Raw genomic sequence first — 19,333 nt, 5'->3', positions numbered from 1 at the left:
GGAGAACCTAAAAACATGACTGCCACTCAAGAACCGAGCGCTTTACAATTTGATTGTGAAACTGGCAACTATCACACCTTTTGTCCAATTAGCTGTGTTGCTTGGTTATACCAAAAAATCGAAGATAGTTTCTTCCTTGTTATCGGCACAAAAACCTGTGGTTACTTCCTGCAAAATGCTATGGGGGTGATGATTTTCGCCGAACCGCGTTATGCTATGGCCGAATTAGAAGAAGGGGATATTTCCGCTCAACTAAAAGATTACGAAGAACTAAAACGTCTCTGCTTACAAATTAAACGAGATAGAAACCCTAGCGTTATCGTTTTTATCGGTACTTGTACTACCGAAATCATCAAAATGGACTTGGAAGGATTAGCACCGAAACTAGAGTCAGAAATCGGTATTCCTATCGTGACAGCACGCGCTAATGGTTTAGATTATGCCTTTACCCAAGGGGAAGATACCGTCCTCGCTTCCATGGTGCATAAATGTCCCGAAAAAGTTAAGCACGAAGATGAAAAAGAAGAACGGAATGCTATCCAGAAACTCTTAACTTTTGGACGTAAAAAAGAAGAAATTAAACAGGAAGAATCGGAATATAAAGACCATTCTCCTTTAGTTTTATTTGGTTCTGTTCCTGACCCGATTGTGACTAATTTAACCCTAGAATTAAAAAAACAAGGAGTTAAAATAGATGGTTGGTTGCCGGCCAAACGTTTTACTGAATTACCGGTAATTGAAGAAGGTTATTATGTCGCTGGTGTCAATCCTTTTCTATCACGAACTGCCACCACTTTAATGCGTCGTCGTAAGTGTAAATTAATTGGCGCACCCTTTCCCATCGGTCCGGATGGAACCCGCGCTTGGATAGAAAAAATCTGTTCGGTTTTGGGAGTACAACCCCAGGGATTAGAAGAAAGAGAGGCAAAAATTTGGGAAAGTTTAGAGGATTATCTGCAACTTGTGCGCGGTAAATCGGTCTTCTTTATGGGGGATAATTTACTAGAAATTTCTCTGGCACGTTTCCTAATTCGTTGCGGGATGACTTGTGATGAAATCGGTATTCCCTACATGGATAAACGCTACCAAGCGGCCGAATTAGTATTACTAGAAAAAACCTGTAATGATATGGGTGTTCCCATCCCGAAAATTATCGAAAAACCCGATAACTACAATCAGATTCAGCGCATTTACGAGTTAAAACCTGATTTAGTAATTACAGGAATGGCCCATGCAAATCCCTTAGAAGCGCGGGGAATTAACACTAAATGGTCGGTAGAATTTACTTTTGCTCAAATTCATGGTTTTACCAATGCGCGAGATATTTTAGAATTAGCTACTCGTCCCCTGCGTCGCAACAATAACCTCAAGGAATTGGGTTGGGACAAGTTAGTTAAAGAGTCAGCAAAAGTGTAATTCTGTTGTCAAAAGTGTACAATCATCAGGTAAGGAAAATCAATTCCTTACCTTTTTTCTGTATTTAGTTCACTTCAATGTCCAATAACTTATCTCACCAAAAACCCTATCATCTCAACTTTAGCAGTGAGGATTTAGGCACGGCAAAACCGACTATCACCCTATTATCGGGGGAACCAGAACGCTCGCGCTATATTGCTGAAACTTATTTACAAAATGCACGTTTACTATCGGATTATCGCGGATTAAATAGTTATCTTGGCTATCTAGATAATTCTACCCCAATTCTTCTGGCTACCAGTGGCATGGGTGCGCCATCTTTGAGTATTGTGGTTAATGAATTAATACAGGTGGGAATTAAAACTATTATTCGTATCGGTACTTGTGGCGCAATTCAAAATAGAATAAAAATCGGTGATATTATTATCTCGCAAGCGGCTTTATGTAGGCAAGGTGCAGCTAATGATATTGCTCCTCCGGAATATCCCGCAGTGGCGGATCCTTTTTTAACAGTTGCTCTAGTCAAATCTGCTCAATTTTTGGGAGTAAATTATCATGTAGGTATTACCGCTTCTGTGGATAGTTTTTATGAAGGACAGGAAAGAATCCTGTCGTCTGCTAACCCTTATCTTCAGCGCCATTTAGAGGGAATCACGGAAGAATATCGACGTTTAAATATTCTCAATTATGAAATGGAAGCGGGAACTTTATTTAAAATGGCGGGGGTTTATGGATTTACTGCCGCTTGTATTTGTGCTGTGATTGCCGAAAGAAACAAAGAGGAAGGGATTAGTTTAGAAAGCAAACAACAGGCTATCGAAAAAGCGATTCAGGTGGCAATATTGACCGTTAGCAACCTCTCCCCATCCTCAATTGATTAATGTTCAGAAATCATTTTCATTAAGAGTTCCTCTTTTTCCTGACTTTGGGGATAACAGGAGATGAGTTGAGTGCGTAATTCCTGAATTGATTTAATCACATTATCGGCTAATTCTTGGTCGCCATTGCGCCAGCCAAGGGGTGCTAGATGGGTGCGATTGGCTAAGGGAACTACTGGTTTTAAGAGTTGTTGACTTAGTTCTTTAATAAACCAGGCTACTGTATCTTTAGCCTGTAGGTCCTTAGCAAAGGCGATAATTTCCAAGAGTCGAAATAGATTACTATTGCTAATTAAACAACGGGTTTCCTGCACGTTTGGCTGTACGTCTAAACCCAAACTTTGCACTAATTTAGCTAGGGCAGCTATGGGAATTGCGCTATCTATGCCAGCAATTACAGGAGCCAGTAAAAGCGAGGGTTGATTTTTCAGAGATACGGCATGGATATCAGTATTATTCAGCGATTTTTGGATATCTTCGGCTTGATTTTTGCCGACACAACCACTCAAAACCTGTTCTAGTTCTGTGTTTTCCACATCACTTAAAACCTCTAAAAGGGAGATATATTTACACCCTAAACTATGGCCCATCCAAAAATAATTAGGATTACCAGCAGTGGGATCTTCTAAATACAACTCAAGGTTATCTTCATAGCCCAAAAACTTAGCTTCTTCATAAATAGCCTTTCTCAATCCAATCAAATCTTTGACCATTTCTATGGAAACATTCCAATGACGAAAAGTAAAACGATAGGGAATAGCAATAATAGTATAGCCCCGTTCAAACACTTGTTTGAGTAGATAACGATAGAACAGATTGGGAAAAGTGCCGAAGAAAGCACCACCGATAAAATAGACAACCCCAATCGGTTTAGGATTGATAGCAACCCAGTGAAATTGCAGGGGAATAAACTTAAATTCTGATGTCATTGTTTTTCGGTATGTAATTGTTAATTTGGCGATTAGGGAAACAATCTTATAATGATTAAAAATCTCGGCGGCCAAAATAATTGATCGCCTTGTCTAATTAGGGTACATTAATTGGCTCAAAAAAGTTTATTTTGTTGCGAATATGTAATAATTTTTGACAAAAGTAAATTCTCACCCCAAAAAATTCGCTTATTCTTAGTCTTCTAAGCTAATCTTGACCGGATTAACTTGTCATCGGTAAAGTCAAAACCGTTAGCGACGAGACGATTATAAAGTCGCGGACAACCTAAAGCTAGGGATTTTCCTCACGGCATTTCGTGGGATTAGGAGCTAATAAGGTGAGATAATGGGAAAAAATTGGTTTTAGCTTTAAGGATGGTATTATGTCAGACACAACGCAGTTAACATCAGAAGAAATTGCTCAGTACCGTGTTGAATTAGCGGATAATACTGACGCTTTAGCCGCGCTTGATGTTATTGAAGAATGTGAAGGAAACTTACAAGACGCAATCATTTTAATGAGAATGCGCGAAACTGGAACAGAACCAGATAAAAGCTTAGATTTAGATGAATTAGCGACAAAATGTCGTCCTTTTATTTGTTCAGCCAAAACTAAAAAAGTCTTTAAACTGATTGGAATTGTCGCAGGATGTTTACAGTTTCCCGTTACTTTAGTTGTTCCCGTCGTTTTGTTTGTTGTCGAAGATATTGGTTTAGATGCTTTTTGTAAGGAGACAGATTAAAATCCTGTAGCAATAAAACCCGCCCAATAATAGGGATTTTTAAAGGGATAGGGTTGACGTTGACGAATTTGTTTCAGAGACTCGTTAAAAATTGGGCGTTTTCCTCCTCCCAGTTGATTGATGATTTTATCTAATTGGAGTTGAAATCTTTCTAATTCTTGTTCAAATTGGTCAAGGGTTAAGGTTTGTAGCCATTTTTGAGCATTTTTAAGACTAAATGCAATTTCACCTTTTTTGGGATTTTTGGGTAAAGTTTCATAAAATTTGATCAGTAAAAATGCAGTTGATAAATCATTTACTTTCCACAAACTACTAACAACGCTAGGACTACCTGCAAATAGAAAACCACTCGGTAAACCGATATATTCATCACTAATAGAATTAAGATCAATTAAACCAGTTTCGCAAGCAGAAAGCATGACAAGACGACAGTTTTTAAAATTCAGTTCAAAGATTTCTCCTAATCTTAAATAACCATCTTCTTGATCTGTTTTTTCTTTGGTAAGAATTAAAGCAGATTCTAGGGGTTTATTAGGGTTAAATGTACCATGACAAGAAAAATGAATACAGTTAGCTAAGGGGAAGTTTTGATGAGTTTTGATGGCGATTTCAGTAGCGTTTTGTTTGGCTAAAATATCACTTTGAACAAACAAACTTTTAATGATTTCTACTTCTAAATCCGTAAAGAGTAGATTATTTTGGGGGTTTTGAATAGCAAAAAGAGAGTTTAAATCGTTTAACTGACGTTGTTGAGTAATTTTAAATAATTGACAACTAGGGGCATATTGAACATCATATTTATCTTGTAATATTTGATTGTGATTAATAGGTAAAGCATGAAGGGGTAAAATATGCAGAAACAAATAAGGAATAATAATTAAGCGTTTACAAGTATTTGGAATAAGTGCCAGAATATCATTAATATGTAGGGTATCTGAGAAGGTTTGCAAGAGGTCAGAAAGTTGATTTATCCATTCTTGATGGCCATTTTGGGAGTAGTAAAGCTGTAGATAATTATTAATTAAATCAGTTAATTTATTTCGATTATCTTCTGAAGATTCCCAAAGGTTAATATTTCCATCAGCAGATACAACAAAAGCGAGTATTTTCTCACTTGTGATATACCATTGCAAAAGACAAGTTTCAGCATCGGTTAAAGATAGAATGTCTTGAAAGGGAATAGGCTTAACCGTTTGAGTTAAGATAAAATCCTCATCTATTTTTGTTTTTGTTATTTCACGGTCAATGAATTGATTTAATTCTTGTTTTAATTGATTGAGGTGAGTATAGTCATTTAAGATAGGTTTTTTTTGTTGATCTAGGGTTAAAATTTCTCCCCGATTGCGGGTTTGTTCTTGGATGGCTAACCGTTGTTCTTCCCCAATAATGGCACGACGGAGGCGATCTAATTCCGTAATAATAGTTTGGGGGATATTACCTTTAGGATAGATATCGCGGTCGGTAAGCAATTGGACTAGATAGCGGGTTTTGCTGCGTTCAACGTATTCTAAGGCGCGATCTTTTTGATTGAGGTTGAGATAAGATTGAACAATGCCATGATAAACATCCATTGCATCGGAGAGAATTTCTTGTTGTCGTTGGGGGTTTAAGGCTTCGAGTCGGGTATTTTCTACTGCTTCGATGGCTAAGTTGTAGCCTTTGATGGCGGTTTCCCAGTCTTCGATCAGGTTAGCAGTAATTCCTAAGTTATATCCTGTTCTTAAACAGTATATGGGAAAAGCAGTCGGGGTTCTTATTTCTAAAGAAAGGTTAAAAGCAGCGATCGCTAACTCTAGATTATCTGTCCTTTCCTCTTTAATGCGATTTCTATAAACTAACCCCAGATTATTTTGTGTACTTGCCCAATGTTCAGGAAAGGCTTCACGGGTACGGACTTCTAATGTTAAGTTTAAAGCGGTGATTGCTAACTCTAAATTATCTGCCCTTTCCCCTCTGATACGATATAGATAAACTAATCCCAGATTATTTTGTGTCGTTGCCCATTCATAAGGAAAGGATTCACGGGTATATATTTCTAAAGACAGGTTATAAGTGGCGAACGTTAACTCTAAATTATCTGCCCTTTCCCCTCTGATGCGATCTAGATAAGCATTCCCTAGATTATTTTGTGTACTTGCCCAATGTTCAGGAAAGGCTTCATGGGTATGGACTTCTAATGACAGGTTATAAGCGGTAATCGCTAACTCTAGATTATCTGCCCTTTCCCCTCTGATACGATTTAGATAAGCATTCCCCAGATTATTTTGTGACCTTGCCCATTCATAAGGAAAGCTATCACGGGTTAATACTTCTAATGACAGGTTATAAGCGGTAATCGCTAACTCTAAATTATTAGCCCTTTCTCCTCGGATACGATCTCCATAAGCTATCCCTAGATTATTTTGTGTCATTGCCCATTCATAAGGAAAGCTATCACGGGTTACTACTTCTAAAGACAGGTTATAAGCGGTGATCGCTAACTCTAAATTATTAGCCCTTTCCCCTCTGATACGATTTCTATACGCTTCTCCCAGATTGTTTTGTGTACTCGCCCATTCATAAGGAAAGGCTTCACGGGTACGGACTTCTAAAGACTGGTTTAAAGAAGCAATCGCTAACTCTAGATTATCGGATCTTTCTCTTCTGATGCGATCTCCATAAGCTATTCCCAGATTGTTTTGTGTACTCGCCCATTCATAAGAAAAGGCTTCACGAGTTAATACTTCTAAAGATAGGTTATAAGCCGCTATCGCTAACTCTAGATTATCGGCTCTTTCCCCTTTGATGCGATCTCTATAAACAGTACCAAGATTATTTTGTGCCGTTGCCCATTCATAAGGAAAGGCTTCACGGGTACGGACTTCTAAAGACTGGTTTAAAGAAATGATCGCTAACTCTAGATTATCTGCCTTTTCCCCTCTGATGCGATCTCCATAAGCTATTCCCAGATTGTTTTGTGTACTCGCCCATTCATAAGGAAAGGCTTCACGATTATATACTTCAAAAAGGGTCTGATAGCCTGTAATGGCAATTTCCAGATTATTAGCCCGACTTCCCAAGGGAAAATCTCGAATTTGATTACATAAATTTCCAATTACTATGGCATCTTGAAGTTTATTACGTAAATTTTCAATAAGTCCCACAATATCTGCCACATCTTCGATATTCCTTTTAGAAAAACATTTTCTAGCGAATTGTTGCAACAGTTGGGCAAAAGTATCATCTAACAGATGTTGACAGCGTTGTAGGATAGGATAAACCACCGCAGGATCATTACTCTCATATTCTGCTCGTAATACTTCTAATAAAAACCCCTGATATTCCTCTATACTTCCCGCTTGAGGGTTGAGAATATGCCCCAACTGTTGCGCCATATTCCGTAACCAAGCTGCAGGATTATTATTTCCTTGTTGTTCTAACCAAGTTGCATAGTCTTCCATCACCTGCAAAAAATCGGGGTCAATCAATTCCTGATTTGCTTGCAGAATCTTATTGAGTTCCTCATCATCAGCACAAGTGAGCAACTGTTCTATTAAATTAATATATGCTTCGGCGCGTTGTTCATTCATTGTCTGTACTGTGATTAGAATGATTGAATGAGGGACTATGATGTTTTTTGGCGGATGACTCTATGATAGGATGAGTCCCCTTGATATAGGGCGATTATGACACAGAATGCTATAGAGGATATTAACTATAAACGCTCAAACTCATCAACTCTTAATCCCGCTTGCCTTAAAATACTGCTAATTGTACCGATTGTTACCTCCTTATAACAGGGAACAATCGTTGTCATTTTTCCTTCGGGAGTATCCTTGGCAAACTTAACATGACTCCCCTTTTGACTAACAACTTCAAACCCTGCCGCTTCCAACTTGCGTTTAATCTCACGATAAGATAAAGGCTTAAGCGGCATTGATTTCTACCTCTATCTTCTGTAATCGGGGAATAACTGTTGCACAAGGCGGTTCAAAATGTAATTCTAAAGCCTCTTGCAGATTGTTTAACGCCTCGGTTTCTGTTTCCCCTTGACTAGCAACATCAACCTCTAAACATTGGGCAACAAACCAATTATCTTCTTGAAAAATTCTCGCTGTAAGTACCTGTCTCATTTTCACTTTCCTGATTGAGCTTTCCATGATTATAGGTCAGGCTAGAATGACAGTCAATTAAATAATCATATAGATCATGCTTTAGACTTCTACATAACAAGATTCTATACTTTATATCCCGTAACCAAGCAACAGGAGTATTATTTCTTTGTTCTTCTAACCCTGTTGCATAGTCTTCCATCATTGTCTGTACTGTGATTGATGTGATTATGTGATGAACTGTGATTTTTTTTGAGAGAGACCAACCTTATGATTTAACGTGATACAATAAATATTCGTGATTGTCAAGGGGGATCGATGCCAAATTTGTTTGATATATTCCAAGTTTCTGCCTTAGAACATATCAAACAAATTACTTTTCTGCACAAATAACTGTCATTACAGCAACTTCTTTGTCCAATTGATCTCCTATTTCATCTTCAACAACGTCCAGATCGTAATCCATTTGTAATCCCAGCCAAAATCGCGGTGACATATCAAAATAACGAGCTAACCGAAGAGCTATATCCGCTGTGATAGGCTGCTTTCCGTGAACGATTTCGTTAATATATTGTTCGGGAACTCCAAGAGCCAGAGCTATTTGATTCTGACTAAGGTTCATTGGCTTGATAAATTCCTCTAAAAGAACCTCACCGGGATGAATTGGCATTAGTTTATCTTCATTCATTATTTTACCTCAATGATAATCAACGATTTCTACGTCTAGAGCATCACCGTTTTGCCAGACAAAGCAAATTCGCCATTGATCGTTAACCCGAATGCTATATTGACCTTCCCTGTCACCAACCAGACGTTCCAATCGATTTGCTGGTGGGACACGAAGATCTTGCAGGGTTTCCGCACGATTAAGCATCCGCAATTTTCGCAATGCCACTTGTTGGATATCTCATGGCAATTTACGCGAATGTTTACGTTCAAAAACTTTTTGAGCTTCTTTATCTTTAAAGTTTTGGCTCACTCTCTAAACAATTTCTTATCCTACTTTTAAGTATATGACGTAAGGATGCTCCAATGGCAGAACTGGTTGGGGAACAGGCCAGACAGGGACTTCTGCGAATGCGTCTGGGGCCAAGATGACGCGACGACGAATGAGCGCGGTAGCCTTCATGTTGGATATACTAACAACACCTTAGCCTATTGTCAATGTCCCCAACAGTTAAAAACACCTCATATTCTTCTATATTTCTCGCTTGAGGGTTGAGATATTGCCCAAAGTTTTGTGTTAAATCAATCTGCATGGTTATTATTGTATCCTTATTATTCTAACCCCGTTGCATAGTTTTCCATCACCTGCAAAAATTCGGGATCGATCAATTCCATATTAGCTTGCAGAATATTAGTTCGTTCCTCACCCTCAGTACAAGCGAGTAACTGTTCAATTAAATTAACATAAGCTTGGCCGCCTTGTTCATTCATTGTCTGTACTGTGATTGATCTGATTATGTGATGGATTGTGATTTTTTTTTGAGAGACCAACCCTATGATATAATGTGATACAATAAATATTCGTGATTGTCTAGGACAAAGGATAACCTAGTCATAGTTTATCGTTCAATTATTCTAATCATAGTTTAGACATTATTAAGGAGAAAGACTATGGACATCACCATCCATCTTAGCCAAGAACAAAGGGAAAAACTCGCCTACATCCAACAACATAGCGATCAGGATATCACTACCCTGCTCAATCAAGTTATTGAGCAACAATATACCAAACTACACCCGCGTAACTCAGATGCTCTTAAAGTGCTGAAAGAAAGCGGTTTTATTGGGTGTGGACAAGGTTCGCCCGATCTTTCTACTAACTATAAAACTATCCTGAAGGAAGAATGGTCAGCCAAACATGATTATAGTTGATACAGGCTTCTGGTTGGCCCTCGCCAATGAGCAAGATCATCATCATCAACAAGCACAGCTTGTAATTCAAAGATTGCGAGAACCCCTAATAACAACCTGGTGTGTTGTCACCGAAACTTGTTACCTTTTGCTAACTCGTCTCGGTAATCATGCTCAACTGCTATTTATTCAAAATTTCTTAGCAGGTGGTTTTGAAGTATTTGAATTACAATCAAATCATGTTAGACGAATGGAACAACTCATGGACCGTTATGAAGATATACCAATGGATCTAGCTGATGCTTCATTAGTAGTATTAGCTGAAAACTTAGGACACGGGAGAATTTTAACGTCAGATCGCCGCGATTTTTCAATCTATCGCTGGCAGGATAACCATACTTTTCAAAATTTATTCTTAGAATATCCTTAGTACTTGGGAATCAAATGAATAGGATTTTTGTGATTGTGTGATTGTCTAAAAACAATCTAATCATAGTCCATCATTCAATCACTCTCAATCATGGTTTAGACGGTATTGTAATTAAGGATTACCCGAAATAACAAACCTACCCACTGCCACTAAAAACCCTCCTACCGCCGTAATTAAAATACCAATTAATGTCCAAATTTGAGCCTGTTGTGAACCTTTAATTGCCTTAACATCTTGCTTCAGGTTATCGATTTCCACCTTTAATACCTGTCTTTCCCCCTTAGCTTCTGTTAACTCAATTTTGATGTCTGTAACATCTTTTTGTAAATTCTCTAATTTGTGATTAATTTGAGCTAAAATTTCCCCTAGGTTTTGTTCAATTATCACTGACATTTATATTTTTCCTCATAATCAAAAAGCTCCCCGAATCATTCACCCTAAAACTCAAAATTGTTAAGCCAGTTTTTGGATAGCAAAGAATAATAAATTTTATCCTTTTCACCAAACATTTTGGGGGCTACGGTTCCAGAATTCGGGCTAGTCAAAGACTAAACCCGAACTTGACCGAGTTTTTTAATCCTCTAAACTAATCTTGACCGGATTAACTTTCCAAATCTCTTGACAATATTCCCAGATTGTGCGATCGCTAGAGAATTTGGCCATACGAACCGAGTTAAGAATCGACATCCGCGTCCACTTGTCCCGATCGCGATAAGCTTCACTTACCTGTTCCTGACAATCAGCGTAGGATTGATAATCAGCTAAAAGCATATACTGGTCATCGTAGAGGAGAGAATCAACGATCGGCCTGAATAATTCCTGGTCACCATGGCTAAAATAACCACTCTTAATTCGATCGATCACTCCCTTCAATTCGCGATTATTTTTGTAATAGCTCATCGGTTCATAACCGTGTGCTTTCTTAGCATAAACTTCTTCTGCTGTCAAGCCAAAAAGGAAGAAATTTTCTGCCCCTGCTTCCTCGCGAATTTCGATATTAGCACCGTCCAGAGTCCCAATGGTGAGGGAGCCATTCATGGCAAACTTCATGTTACCGGTTCCGGAAGCTTCCTTACCCGCCGTGGAAATCTGTTCGGAAAGATCCGCCGAAGGATAGATGCGTTGACCCAAAGAAACGTTAAAGTTAGGCAGGAAAACCACTTTTAAACGACCTCTGACATCAGGATCCTTATTCACAATTTCAGCCACAGCATTAGTTAACTTAATAATTAACTTCGCCATAAAGTAACCGGGGGCTGCCTTACCACCAAAGATAAAAGTGCGCGGCACAATATCGATCTGAGGGTTCTGTTTAATGCGATTATAAAGGGCGATAATGTGCAGAACTGCCAGATGTTGGCGTTTGTATTCGTGAATCCGTTTTACCTGCACGTCGAAAATCGAATTAACATCCACCTCGATATTGCGGGTTTTCAGCATATAAGCCGCTAAATCGGCCTTATTCGCCTGTTTAATTTCATACCAACGCTGACGAAATTCGGGATCATCAAGGTATTGTTCCAGTTTTCGTAATTCCTTCAGGTCTTTTAACCAATTATCGCCGATTTTTTCGGTAAATAGTGCCGATAATTGGGGATTGCTCAATAAAATCCACCGGCGCGGGGTGACACCATTGGTTTTATTGTAGAATTTTTCCGGCCAGAGCATAGCAAACTCTTTCAGGGTGTCTTTTTGCAGTAACTCCGTGTGTAAGGCAGCGACTCCGTTAATCGAGTGACTACCCACACAGGCTAAATTAGCCATGCGAATTTGTTTATTACCCCAACCAGCTTCTTCAACTATCGACAATTTGCCCAATAATTCCTCGTTATCGGGAAACCAAGTCCGCACATCGTCGAGGAAAAAGTGATTGATCAGGTAGATAATTTCTAGATGTCGGGGTAGCAATTTCCCCAGCAGATCCGCCGACCAACGTTCTAGGGCTTCTGGCAATAGGGTATGATTGGTATAAGCGAAGGTTTTTTGGGTAATTGTCCAAGCTTTTGACCATTCTAAGCCGTTTTCATCCACTAACAAACGCATTAACTCAGCGATCGCAATGGCTGGGTGAGTATCGTTCAGTTGAATAGCGGCGGTTTCGTGGAAATTTTGCAGATTTTTGTGGCTTTTTAGGTGAATGCGAATTAAATCTTGCAGGGAAGCGGCCACAAAAAAGTATTGTTGGGCGAGACGTAATTCGCGACCGGCGGGGGTGTTATCGTTGGGGTAAAGGACTTTAGAAATGGTTTCCGCGTCCATTTTTTCAGCCACGGATTGATCGTATAACCCGGCGTTAAAAGCCTCAAAATTAAACGATTCACTCGCTTCTGCTTTCCAGAGACGCAAAGCATTAACCGTGTTGGTTTTGTAACCCGGGACGGGGGTATCGTGGGGAATGGCTAAAACCCGACGTTCCGGCAGCCATTGTACCCGTTCCTGTCCCTTATCATCGTGATAGATTTCCGTCCGGCCACCCAGTTTTACTTCCACACTTTCATCGGGACGGGGTAATTCCCAAGGATTGCCGAAGCGTAGCCAGTTATCGGGGATTTCCACCTGCCAACCGTCTTGGATCATTTGATGGAAAATGCCAAATTCGTAGCGGATACCGTAACCGATGGCGGGAATTTCTAGGGAAGCGAGGGAATCGAGGAAACAAGCCGCTAAACGCCCTAAACCGCCGTTGCCGAGGCCGGGATCTGGTTCCTGTTCGATAATTTCCTCAAAATCAAGACCTAATTCCTCGATCATCTCTTTGATTAGGTCGTAAATACCCAAATTAGCGAGATTATTACCTAAATACCGCCCCATGAGAAATTCGGCGGAGAAATAGCAGACGAGTTTAACTTTTTCTTGTTTGTAGGTGTCGGTGGATTTCAGAAAACGACGCAGCAGGCGATCGCGAACGGTGTAGGCCAGGGCGACATAGTAATTGTAGGGACTAGCATTAGTGCGGTTAACCCCTTGCAAATAAAATAGATTGTCCAGAAAAGCCCGTTTTAGGGTTTCGGGACTCATGCCCGTGCGATCATCTTCAACTAAAGTGGGGCATTGAAGTGCTTCACGCCCATCAGCTAGGCTAGAGGTTGTCTCCATGGGTTTTTGTTGTCCATATATTCGGGAGTCGATCGCCGATCAGACCTGATGACGATATCCTTTATAGTTTACTTGTTACCTTTTGGAGAGACTCAGACATTTAGATTTCTATTGGTTTTGAGGGGAGCAGCGATCGCAATTACCAACAAAAAAAGGGTGAACCCTGTCCACCCTCCCACAATTATTTACAAAAAAAGCTTAATAGCGTTTTTTTCTGTCACCACCACCACCATTGAAGGGTGCGCGCTCTTCACGATCGCGGGCTTCGTTAACTTTAATTGATCGCCCCATCCATTCAGCACCATCCAGTGCCTCAATTGCGGTGGTTTCCTGGGCTTTATTTTCCATTTCCACGAAGGCGAAACCGCGTTTGCGGCCTGTCTCTTTGTCAACGGGAATATGAACCCTTTTAACCTCGCCGTACTCTTTAAAGACATCGACCAGAGCTTCTTGGGAAATCTCGTAAGAGAGATTACCAACAAAAATAGACATAATACTTGAATCCTCGAACAATACTCGAAACGGTGTGGAGACACAAAATTCAGGGAGAAGCCGAACAATACTAAAGTAAAAAACTTACCGGATTAATACTGGAAACGAACTTGAACACCAATCTTGACTCTCGCCTCGATCATAACACAGAAAGAGTCGATCGCCGATCAGAATCTGATGGCGATATCCCTTATAGTTTACTTGGGGTTTGCTGAATAAATCTAAAAACCTTGTTAGATAAGGTTTTTAGACTTTTTTTACCTCAAAAAGTGCTGACCCTTGGAGTGATCGGGGGTAAAATTCAGGTACTTTTTCCCTGAAAATTAGGTAACTGACCCCCTGAAAATGGGTAAAACCCCACACCCCACACCCCACACCCCCAGCAATTCTCATTTCAAAAAGTAACAATTTATACAGACAGAAAAAGAGATTTAACAGGTGGCAAAATCGCGATCGCCAATCAGTGTTGGACGGGTGTAATTTCAGCTATTCAGTCATTATGAGGGTTATGACATTTTTGGTGGGGGTGCTAAAATCTGCTTCTAGCATCAAAATGAGAATTGCTGGTGATCAGTTATCAGTGATCAGTTATCAGTGATCAGTGATCAGTTATCAGTGATCAGTTATCAGCTTTTTTCTCCCTGCTCCCATCTCCCATCTCCCCCGCAACGCGCACGAAGTGGTCTCCCAACTACCCAACTACCCCACTACCCCACTACCCCACTGATAACTGGTTACTGCTCACTGATAACTGAAAATACTCCCCACTACCCCACTGATAACTGCTTACTGGTCACTGATAACTGAAAATACTCCCCACACCCCACTTTTAAACAGGACTTAACACTACTTGCTCAAACCTGCCAAAAAATGATAGCTTCAGATATAGGAATAATCTGGTTAAGAAAAAAATGTCTTCCCTTGCCGCTTGCTGGCCTAAAAATATTTCTAAGTATTAGCAAAACTGACTGACTGTCAGCAGTTGAGCGGGATTTTTCCTAGCTCGCAGAACTCCAGACAAAGAAAATTAAGAAAATTAAAAGGATTGTGTCTCTATTATCTCTCAGACGCTTCTAATCCAAAGAATTTGCGGGTTATCTTCAAATTAACCCCGTTTAACCCTATTTGTGGCTATCGATTATGGCTGAAAGTTATTTACTCAACAAACTGCAATCTGTAGAACAGACCTACACAGAATTAACCCGTCGTCTAGCGGATCCCGATGTCACCAGTAATCCGGGTGAATTGCATCGTCTGGCCAAATCCCGCGCTTCCCTAGAGGAAACGGTCAACACCTACGAAATTTGGCAAAAAAGTCAAGAGGATTTAATCGGTGCGAAACAAATCTTCAAAGAATCCGCCAGCGATCCCGAATTACGCGAAATGGCCGCCCTAGAAGTGGCAGAATTAGAGGCAAAAATCGCCACTTTGGAAGACCAATTAACAATTCTGCTGCTGCCCCGGGATCCCCTCGATGAAAAGAATATCATGCTGGAAATTCGCGCCGGGACCGGAGGTGATGAGGCCAGTATTTGGGCGGGAGATTTAGTGCGTTTGTACTCAAAATATGCCGAAACTCAAAAATGGAAAGTTAGCCTTTTGAGTGAATCTCCGGCGGATATGGGGGGATTTAAAGAGGCAATTTTAGAGATTAAAGGCGATAACGTCTATAGTAAGCTGAAATTTGAGGCGGGAGTCCATCGGGTGCAGCGGGTTCCTCTGACGGAAGCAAGTGGTCGCGTCCACACTTCCACCGCTACCGTGGCAATTATGCCAGAAGTGGACGATGTGGAAGTGCATATCGATCCCAAGGATATTGAGTTAACCACGGCTAGATCTGGGGGAGCAGGCGGTCAAAATGTCAATAAAGTGGAAACTGCCGTCGATTTAATCCATAAACCCACGGGAATCCGGGTTTTCTGCACCGAAGAGCGATCGCAATTGCAAAACCGGGAACGAGCTATGCAGATTCTCCGGGCGAAATTGTACGATATAAAGTTACAGGAACAACAGGAAGCAGTCAGTTCCATGCGGCGCTCTCAGGTGGGAACCGGTTCCCGTTCGGAAAAAATTCGCACCTATAACTATAAGGATAATCGTCTCACCGATCATCGCTTAAATGAGAATTTTTCCCTCGATCGCATTTTAGATGGCGATATCGAAGAGGTGATTCAATCCTGTATCGCCAAGGATCAACAGGGAAAACTGGAGGAATTAGCCGCTGCCCAAGAGACAGCTTAATCAGTGATCAGTGATCAGTTACCAGTGAACAGTAAAAAGCTCCCCACTTCCGGCACTTTCCCCACTGGTGGGGGTGAGTGCGGGTGGGGACTGATGCCGGTTCCTTCAACTCACAACTAATTCTAAGCTTCCACTAAACGAAAAGCCGCACCCAAACCGACAGCGATCTCATCGGGAGAAATTTTCCCATCATGGTTAATATCGATCGCATCGAATACCGCATCGGTTCCCGCCCATTCTTCCCGGGTGATGAAACCATCCCCATCATGATCATAGACTCGGAAAATATCTTCGGCGGCGTGTTCTAGGGTTGACTGACCTTCCAACTGGGTTAAACGTTGAATCAGCAATTGTTCTAATAATTCTAAAGCTTTGGTAAAACCTTGAATACCTTCCGTTAGTTTTTCGGAAGCCATGGCATCTTCGGCGTGCATTTTCTCAAAAGTCGCTTTATCCACGGTAATTTTGACAATATCAAGGGTTGCAGCCTGGTCTGGATCGAGCTTACGGGGTAAATCGGCTTCTGTCTCTTGCAATTGCTCGAGAAGTTTCGGGGAAATGGTTAAAAGATCACAACCGGCTAACTCGCGAATTTCGCCGATATTGCGGAAACTTGCCCCCATAACTTCGGTTTTATAACCAAACTTTTTATAGTAGTTATAGATCTGGGTAACGGATTGGACTCCGGGATCTTCAGCGCCAACGTAGTCTTTACCAGTTTCTTTTTTATACCAATCGAGAATCCGACCGACAAAGGGAGAAATTAAGGTTACTCCCGCTTCCGCACAGGCGATCGCCTGGTGAAAACCGAATAATAGGGTTAAATTACAGTGAATACCCTCTTTTTCGAGGACTTCTGCGGCTTTAATCCCTTCCCAAGTCGAGGCAATTTTAATTAAGACTCTTTCTCTAGAGATACCCGCTTGTTCATACTGGGAAATGAGATAACGGGCCTTGTCGATGGTAGCTTGGGTATCGTAGGAAAGACGAGCATCCACTTCGGTGGAGACGCGGCCGGGGACGATTTGCAGGATTTGCAGACCAAAACCGATCGCTAGGCGATCAAAAGCTAATTTGGCCACATCTTCCGGGGTGGCCTGCTCTCCTAATTCTTTTCTGGCCGCTTGCAGGGTTTGATCGACAATCGGCCGATATGGGGGCATTTGGGCCGCAGCCGTGATCAGGGAGGGGTTAGTGGTGGTATCTTGGGGGGTAAAAGCTTCGATCGCTTGGATATCGCCGGTATCGGCAACAACCACTGTAAATTGGCGTAATTGTTCTAGTAGGGTTTTAGCCATAACTTCTCCAGATGCGTGTTAACGCGAGACATTATCTGGATCTTAGCGATTCGATCAAGAGGAAGGGGAAAAATTCCCGATTGATTTAATTCCCAAGTACAGACCTGGCCAAAGTAAGGATGAGCCGGGGAATCTTTTGGCCACTCCTTGCCTAAAGTCCTCTATTTGTGATAGTATTAGTGATTGTGTCGATTTAATAAAAGGGAGTTTATGCCCAAGCTAAAAACGCGAAAGGCGGCGGCCAAACGATTCGAGGCCACGGGAAGCGGCAAAAAAATCAAACGTCGCAAAGCCTTCAAAAATCACCTACTCGATCATAAAAGTGCCGAACGCAAGCGCCGTCGTTTGTCCCAGATTACCCTGGTAAACGAGCGCGACGAGAAGGAAGTGCGCTTAATGTTGCCCTATTTGTAAGTTTTCCAGAAAAATTGTCTAAAGGATTATCATGTCTAGAGTAAAACGGGGGAATGTCGCCCGCAAGCGACGCAAAAAAGTTCTCAAATTAGCCAAAGGTTTTCGCGGTTCTCACTCGCGCTTATTCCGTACCGCTAACCAACAGGTAATGAAGGCCTTACGGAATGCCTATAGAGACCGTCGCAAACGGAAACGCGATTTTCGTCGTCTTTGGATTACCCGCATTAACGCGGCTGCTCGTCAACAGGGCATCAGTTACAGCCAATTGACTGGACAATTAAAGAAAGCTAATATCCTCCTCAATCGGAAAATGTTGGCCCAATTAGCCGTCCTCGATCCCGTCGCTTTTGCTAAAGTGGTAGAAACAGCCAAAGGATAATTTAGCCCCAAGCATGACGGAAACTTGGCAAACGATTCAATTCCCCAGTTCAGAAAGTGCGATCGCTTTAGCGGGTCATCAAGAAGCTAACCTCAAATTGATAGCCAAGCAAACTGGGGCGAATTTAGTCCTCCGAGGGATGGAATTGCGGATTGCGGGGCAACCGACCCCGGTGGAGCGTGCCACAGCGATTGTGCGCTCCTTAAGTATTTTATGGCAAGAGGCCAAGTTAATCGCCGAAGCCGATATTATGACCGCTATCCATGCCCTCGATACGGGGCGTTCTAGCGAGTATAAAGAACTACAGCAGGATATTCTCGCTCGTACCCGTCGTGGGGAGCTAATTCGGGCAAAAACCTTCCGTCAGCGTCAATATATCCAAGCGATTCAAAGTCACGATATCACCTTTTGTATTGGACCTGCCGGCACGGGGAAAACCTTTTTAGCCGCTGTTTTGGCCGTACAGGCTTTATTAGAAGATAAAGTAGAACGAATTATCCTTACCCGGCCGGCTGTGGAAGCAGGGGAAAAATTAGGCTTTCTCCCGGGGGATTTACAGCAAAAAGTCGATCCTTTTTTGCGTCCCCTCTACGATGCTTTATACGAATTTATCGAGGCATCCAAAATTCCCGACCTGATGGAACGGGGTAAAATCGAAATCGCTCCCTTAGCTTATATGCGGGGACGAACCCTAGCTAATGCTTTTGTGATCGTTGATGAGGCCCAAAATACCACCCCAGCACAGTTAAAAATGGTCTTAACTCGCTTGGGATTCGGTTCGCGCATGGTAGTAACTGGAGATGTCACCCAAACCGATTTACCGCAACCACAGGAATCGGGGTTAATTGCCGCTCAAAAAATCCTAAAATCAGTAGAAGGGATCGCTTTTTGTTACCTATCCCGGGCCGATGTGGTGCGTCATCCCCTAGTACAAAAAATCGTCTCAGCTTACGAACAGCACGAAAAATAACCGATTGTTGAGATAGTCGCTCTTGTACTCTTGCGAGAGAGTATAGAATTAGGTTAATTTAACGCGATGTGCAACTAAAAACGACAGAATCAGGGTTCC

The 19,333-nt window shown here is 41.5% G+C and carries 20 protein-coding genes and 1 pseudogene; 10 read left to right on the top strand and 11 right to left on the bottom strand.

All coding sequences use genetic code 11. The annotated features are described in order from the left end of the window. Nucleotides 1-15: 15 nt before the first annotated feature. On the top strand, nucleotides 16-1,416 hold the full coding sequence (locus O9323_RS09315; RefSeq protein ID WP_024970032.1) for a ferredoxin:protochlorophyllide reductase (ATP-dependent) subunit N: 1,401 nt from the start codon (nucleotides 16-18) through the stop codon (nucleotides 1,414-1,416). A gap of 77 nt (nucleotides 1,417-1,493) precedes the next feature. Beyond that, entirely contained in the window at nucleotides 1,494-2,297 is an 804-nt protein-coding gene (locus O9323_RS09310) for a nucleoside phosphorylase (RefSeq protein WP_288125004.1), read from the top strand. Here O9323_RS09310 and O9323_RS09305 read toward each other — a convergent pair. Further along, nucleotides 2,294-3,223, bottom strand: coding sequence for a DUF1350 family protein (locus O9323_RS09305; RefSeq protein ID WP_288125003.1), 930 nt, complete (start codon nucleotides 3,221-3,223; stop codon nucleotides 2,294-2,296). The genes O9323_RS09310 and O9323_RS09305 overlap by 4 nt on opposite strands. Nucleotides 3,224-3,606: 383 nt before the next feature. Between O9323_RS09305 and O9323_RS09300 the strand changes: the two genes are divergently transcribed. Then, nucleotides 3,607-3,966, top strand: a complete 360-nt coding sequence (locus O9323_RS09300) for a hypothetical protein (RefSeq protein WP_002759164.1) — start codon at nucleotides 3,607-3,609, stop codon at nucleotides 3,964-3,966. Here the strand turns inward: O9323_RS09300 and O9323_RS09295 are convergent. The 6 genes and pseudogenes from O9323_RS09295 to O9323_RS09270 form a co-directional block, all read right to left on the bottom strand. Continuing rightward, a complete protein-coding gene (locus O9323_RS09295; RefSeq protein ID WP_288125002.1) occupies nucleotides 3,963-7,535 on the bottom strand; it encodes a CHAT domain-containing protein in 3,573 nt (1,190 codons plus the stop codon). The two genes, O9323_RS09300 and O9323_RS09295, sit on opposite strands and share 4 nt — an antisense overlap. A 125-nt stretch (nucleotides 7,536-7,660) precedes the next feature. After that, entirely contained in the window at nucleotides 7,661-7,882 is a 222-nt protein-coding gene (locus O9323_RS09290; protein WP_002790990.1) for a type II toxin-antitoxin system HicA family toxin, read from the bottom strand. Then, nucleotides 7,872-8,078 carry a type II toxin-antitoxin system HicB family antitoxin gene (locus O9323_RS09285; RefSeq protein WP_002740815.1) on the bottom strand — a complete coding sequence of 69 codons (207 nt, stop codon included), beginning with the start codon at nucleotides 8,076-8,078 and terminating at the stop codon, nucleotides 7,872-7,874. The genes O9323_RS09290 and O9323_RS09285 overlap by 11 nt, the downstream gene beginning before the upstream one ends. Nucleotides 8,079-8,430: 352 nt before the next feature. Further along, a complete protein-coding gene (locus O9323_RS09280) occupies nucleotides 8,431-8,745 on the bottom strand; it encodes a HigA family addiction module antitoxin (RefSeq protein WP_002798737.1) in 315 nt (104 codons plus the stop codon). Nucleotides 8,746-8,754: 9 nt separating this feature from the next. Next, nucleotides 8,755-9,036: pseudogene (locus O9323_RS09275) on the bottom strand (type II toxin-antitoxin system RelE/ParE family toxin). A gap of 299 nt (nucleotides 9,037-9,335) precedes the next feature. Beyond that, on the bottom strand, nucleotides 9,336-9,494 hold the full coding sequence (locus O9323_RS09270) for a hypothetical protein (RefSeq protein ID WP_002751503.1): 159 nt from the start codon (nucleotides 9,492-9,494) through the stop codon (nucleotides 9,336-9,338). A 180-nt stretch (nucleotides 9,495-9,674) separates the two neighbouring features. Here O9323_RS09270 and O9323_RS09265 point away from each other — a divergent pair, with 180 nt between their 5' ends. Together O9323_RS09265 and O9323_RS09260 are read left to right on the top strand one after the other, a co-directional pair. Beyond that, the gene (locus O9323_RS09265) at nucleotides 9,675-9,935 is read left to right on the top strand and encodes a hypothetical protein (protein ID WP_002751499.1); all 261 of its coding nucleotides are present in this window, start codon (nucleotides 9,675-9,677) and stop codon (nucleotides 9,933-9,935) included. After that, a complete protein-coding gene (locus tag O9323_RS09260) occupies nucleotides 9,922-10,344 on the top strand; it encodes a type II toxin-antitoxin system VapC family toxin (protein WP_190358826.1) in 423 nt (140 codons plus the stop codon). The genes O9323_RS09265 and O9323_RS09260 overlap by 14 nt, the downstream gene beginning before the upstream one ends. A 111-nt stretch (nucleotides 10,345-10,455) precedes the next feature. On the opposite strand, the gene O9323_RS09255 is transcribed toward O9323_RS09260, so the two are convergent. The 3 genes from O9323_RS09255 to rbp all read right to left on the bottom strand — a co-directional run bounded on the left by O9323_RS09255 (nucleotide 10,456) and on the right by rbp (nucleotide 13,932). Continuing rightward, nucleotides 10,456-10,737 carry a hemolysin XhlA family protein gene (locus tag O9323_RS09255; protein WP_002736843.1) on the bottom strand — a complete coding sequence of 94 codons (282 nt, stop codon included), beginning with the start codon at nucleotides 10,735-10,737 and terminating at the stop codon, nucleotides 10,456-10,458. Between the two features lie 180 nt (nucleotides 10,738-10,917). Next, nucleotides 10,918-13,440: a glycogen/starch/alpha-glucan phosphorylase gene (locus O9323_RS09250; RefSeq protein ID WP_288125001.1), complete on the bottom strand. Its 2,523-nt coding sequence runs from the start codon at nucleotides 13,438-13,440 to the stop codon at nucleotides 10,918-10,920. A gap of 198 nt (nucleotides 13,441-13,638) precedes the next feature. Next, on the bottom strand, nucleotides 13,639-13,932 hold the full coding sequence (rbp, locus tag O9323_RS09245; protein WP_024969505.1) for an RNA-binding regulator: 294 nt from the start codon (nucleotides 13,930-13,932) through the stop codon (nucleotides 13,639-13,641). Nucleotides 13,933-14,914: 982 nt separating this feature from the next. Here rbp and O9323_RS22595 point away from each other — a divergent pair. Together O9323_RS22595 and prfA are read left to right on the top strand one after the other, a co-directional pair. After that, complete coding sequence (locus tag O9323_RS22595; protein WP_071590362.1) at nucleotides 14,915-15,112, top strand: hypothetical protein; 198 nt, start codon at nucleotides 14,915-14,917, stop codon at nucleotides 15,110-15,112. After that, nucleotides 15,073-16,173: a peptide chain release factor 1 gene (gene prfA / locus O9323_RS09240; protein ID WP_002755037.1), complete on the top strand. Its 1,101-nt coding sequence runs from the start codon at nucleotides 15,073-15,075 to the stop codon at nucleotides 16,171-16,173. The genes O9323_RS22595 and prfA overlap by 40 nt, the downstream gene beginning before the upstream one ends. Nucleotides 16,174-16,295: 122 nt before the next feature. On the opposite strand, the gene O9323_RS09235 is transcribed toward prfA, so the two are convergent. After that, a complete protein-coding gene (locus tag O9323_RS09235) occupies nucleotides 16,296-17,471 on the bottom strand; it encodes a transaldolase (RefSeq protein WP_002755039.1) in 1,176 nt (391 codons plus the stop codon). 210 nt (nucleotides 17,472-17,681) lie between these two features. Here O9323_RS09235 and rpmI point away from each other — a divergent pair, with 210 nt between their 5' ends. The 3 genes from rpmI to O9323_RS09220 are packed head-to-tail and all read left to right on the top strand — an operon-like array spanning nucleotide 17,682 to nucleotide 19,234. Continuing rightward, nucleotides 17,682-17,885 carry a 50S ribosomal protein L35 gene (rpmI, locus tag O9323_RS09230; protein WP_002755041.1) on the top strand — a complete coding sequence of 68 codons (204 nt, stop codon included), beginning with the start codon at nucleotides 17,682-17,684 and terminating at the stop codon, nucleotides 17,883-17,885. A 31-nt stretch (nucleotides 17,886-17,916) separates the two neighbouring features. After that, nucleotides 17,917-18,264, top strand: a complete 348-nt coding sequence (rplT, locus tag O9323_RS09225; protein WP_002739593.1) for a 50S ribosomal protein L20 — start codon at nucleotides 17,917-17,919, stop codon at nucleotides 18,262-18,264. Between the two features lie 13 nt (nucleotides 18,265-18,277). Further along, nucleotides 18,278-19,234 (top strand): PhoH family protein, encoded by a 957-nt coding sequence (locus tag O9323_RS09220; protein ID WP_149107988.1) that lies wholly within the window; start codon nucleotides 18,278-18,280, stop codon nucleotides 19,232-19,234. Nucleotides 19,235-19,333 lie beyond the last annotated feature (99 nt).

Source organism: Microcystis sp. LE19-131.1A, from assembly GCF_027532015.1.
GTDB lineage: Bacteria > Cyanobacteriota > Cyanobacteriia > Cyanobacteriales > Microcystaceae > Microcystis > Microcystis ichthyoblabe_A.
The sequence above is the reverse complement of the archived record's forward strand: the minus strand, read 5'-3'. Positions and strand labels throughout refer to the sequence as shown.